The organism is Loktanella gaetbuli, from assembly GCF_020531945.1.
Classification (GTDB): domain Bacteria; phylum Pseudomonadota; class Alphaproteobacteria; order Rhodobacterales; family Rhodobacteraceae; genus Loktanella; species Loktanella gaetbuli.
In genome coordinates this window covers 1-3,397 of sequence record NZ_JAJATZ010000017.1, presented here as the reverse complement: position 1 = coordinate 3,397, position 3,397 = coordinate 1, and the positions used below count along the sequence as shown (strand labels likewise).

General features: G+C 66.1%; 1 protein-coding gene. It reads right to left on the bottom strand.

Going from position 1 to position 3,397, the window contains the following annotated elements; translation table 11 throughout:
• A partial coding sequence (locus LGQ03_RS16575; protein WP_226749300.1) for a DUF11 domain-containing protein occupies positions 1–3,397 on the bottom strand: 3,397 nt, incomplete at both ends.

The window sequence follows — 3,397 nt, the reverse complement described above, 5'->3', positions numbered from 1 at the left end:
CGTCGGATCGTCAACCGTGTTCCCGTCCGTGTCGTTGCCGTCGTCGGAGACGTCAACAACCGGAGCGCCCGCGCGGTCGATCGCCTGGCCCAGCACCGTGTTGCGCAACCCGCCCGCGTCAACATCTGCCTGCGTCAGCACGTGGTCCAGCGTCCAGACACGGGTCTCGCCCGGTCCCAGCGGCAGGCCCGCCTCGGCGGGGTTCACCAGCACGGGGGTGTCGTCGTCGATCACCGTGCCATCCGCCCGCGTAAATGTATCGTCCAGCGCCAGATCACGCAGCGTGACGTCACCGCTGTTGCGCAAGCTGATGCGGAAGGTCACCGTCTCGCCCACAGTCGTGGTCGTCCGGGTCAGCGTTTTGGTCGTGTCCAGTGTCGCGCTGCGCGGGCCACTTGGCACGCTGACGTCGTCGCTGGTGTCCACGGCACCGCCGCGCGCATCCAGACCCGTCACGAAGGCCGTGTTCTCAATCGTGCCCGCGTCGACGTCCGCCTGGGTCACCAGCCGCGAGATCGCACAGCTGGCGTCAGTCGCACCCGGTGCCAGGCTGGCGACACGGCAGACGTAGTCCGGGTCGATCAGCGGGTCGGTCAGCTCCAGATCGGTCAGCGTTACATTGCCGTTGTTGGTCACGATCAGGTCAAACCCGATGGTGCTGCCCACCGCGCCAAAGGTCGCAACCGTGGCGCGCTTTTCCAGCTGCAGGTCGTTGGCGACCGCTGGCATCTGCGTAACGAGTGTATCGGTCGCCCTGCGTGCGGCCCCCTGCGGCGACAGCGCCGAGACATCGGCGGTGTTGCTCAGCGTGCCGCGATCCACATCCGCCTGCGTGACGGTATAGGTGTCCGAACAGACCAGCTGCGCCTGCGGTTCCAGCACGGCCTGCGAACAGACCAAGTCTGGCAGCAGCGGATCGGTGCCGCTGACAGATCGTAGCCGCTGGTTGCCGGTGTTGGTAATCGTCAGCGTATAGGTCAGCTCTTGGTCCACCGCCGCGACCGGCAGCGTGGCCACGCTCTTGGCCAGCGTGATCGCCGAGACCGCATCCACGGGCGAGACAATCGCCGACGGGTCTGACGTCACAAAGGACGTCGTTCCTTGGGCATTGTACTGCGTGGTCGCCACAGCCTCGTTCGGGATCGCGCCTGCGTCCAGATCGTCCTGCGTCACCACATAGGTGTCAAAGCATTCCACAAACTCACCGGGGGCAAAGTCGTCCTGACCTGCCGCAAAACAAACCAGCGGACCGTCCAGTCGCACGTCGTTCACAACGACATCGCGCACGAACGACACCGTGCCCGTGTTCTCGACCAGGAACCGGTAGGTCAGCGTGTCGCCTACCTCGTCGATCAGCAGGTTCGTATCCGCGCTGTTGTCGGGGTTCGTCACCGCAAACAGCGACTTTGTAATCCCCAGCGATGGCACGCCGCCCTGCGGCACCGTCACGCTGTCGGTCGCGCCGCGCAGCCCGCCCGCGGTCGCGGTCGCCACGTTGGTGATCGCGCCCAGATCCACGTCGCTTAGGGTCACCGTATACGACGCGGTACAGGTCACGTCAGCGCCGGGGGCCAAACCGTTTGGCAGGATCGGACAACTGACGTTGGACACAAGGTTGTCGTCCACATCGATCGTATCGGTGATCGTCGTATTGCCGGTGTTCGTCACCAGGAACGTGTAGTTCACCACCGCGCCGTTGCGGAAATAGACCGGGTCGATCCCGGGATAGGTCACGCCCTCAAAGGTGATCGACACCGCGTTCTTGACCGTGTCCAGCGCAGGGGTCTGCTGCGCGGGCACCGTTACGCTATCGGGCGCACTGGCCGTCGCACCGCTTTGTGCGGTGGCAGTGTTCGTCACGCCGCCTGCGTCGATGTCGGCCTGCGTCACCTGATAGATACCGGTACAGGACAGCGCGCCGCCGGGGGCCAGAGGTCCCGCCTCACAGGTGATCGCATCGCCCGCCGCCGCCAGCAGCGGGTCGTTGATCGTGACCGGATCGGTCAGCGTCACGTTGCCCGTGTTCACCACGTCAAACCGGAACGTCAGCGGATCATCAACGGCTGCGAACACCGGACCGCCGTCCGCCAGCACCTTGTCCACCGACAGCGCGGGCAGCTGTGGCAACACCAGCACGGTCGGATCATCGGCCGGATTGCCGTCGCCCGCGTCCGCGTCGCGCGTCTGTGCGCTGACCGGCGCGCCCACGAACGGCACCGCCGTCGCAACCGCGATATTGCTGATCCCGCCTGCGTCGATATCGGCCTGCGTTAGCACATAGCTCGCGCGCCACACGGCGGTTTCCCCCACCAGCAGCGTGCCCGCAGGCGATCCCTGATCGCTGGATCGCAGCACCGGACCCGTGGTCAGGGCCAGCACCGTGCCATCCGCACGGGTCAGCGTATCGCTGGCGATCTGCGCGTCGCGCAGGGTCACATTGCCCGTGTTCGTCACCCGGATGTCAAAGATCACTGTCTCGCCCACCGCAACCGGACCTGCGACGATGACCTTGTCCGCGGACAATGCGGGGGCCGTGTCAATCCGCATCTCGGTCGGGTCGTTCTGGTCGTTGCCGTCGCCGTCGTTGCCGTCGTCGGACAGATCCGTGACCGGGGTGCCGTCAGGGGCCGTCGCACTAGCCGCGACGCTGTTGCTGATCCCGCCCGCATCAATATCGGTCTGCGTCAGCACGTAGCTGACCGTGTAGACATTGGTGCCGCCCACGCCCAGCACCGTCGCAGAGGCACCGGATTCCAGCATTGGATCGGGGGCCGTGCGCGGGTTGCCCGCAAGGTCTGTCAGCGTATCCACAAGCCCAAAGCCGCGCAGAGTCACATTGCCGAGGTTGGCCGCCGTGATCTCAAAGATCACCGTCTCGCCCACCGCAGACCCGCTTTGGCGGACCACCTTGGTGACCTCAAGTTGCGGGTCCGGCGCGATGGCCAGCTCTGTGGGATCGTTCAGCACGTTGCCGTCGCCGTCGTTGCCGTCGTCGGACACATCGCTGACCGGATCACCCGCAGGGCTGGTGGCCGCAACCGTCGCCGTGTTGCGCAGGCCGCCCGCGTCCACATCCGCTTGGTCCAGCACATGGCTCAGCGTCCAGACCCGCGTCCCGCCAGGCAGCAGCGGCGCATTTGCAAGCGTCGGATCGGCCAGCACCGGCGTGCCGGGGATCACCGTGCCATCGGCCCGCGTGAACGTATCCGACAGCGTGACGTTACGCAGGCTCAGCGTGCCCGTGTTCTCGGCCGTCAGGGTAAAGACCACCGTGTCGCCCACAGCCGCACCCGCCGTCGTCAACCGCTTGACCAGGTCCAGACCCGTGGTGCCAGCGATCGGCAGCTCCGTCGGATCGTCAATCGTGTTCCCGTCCGCATCATTGCCGTCGTCAGAC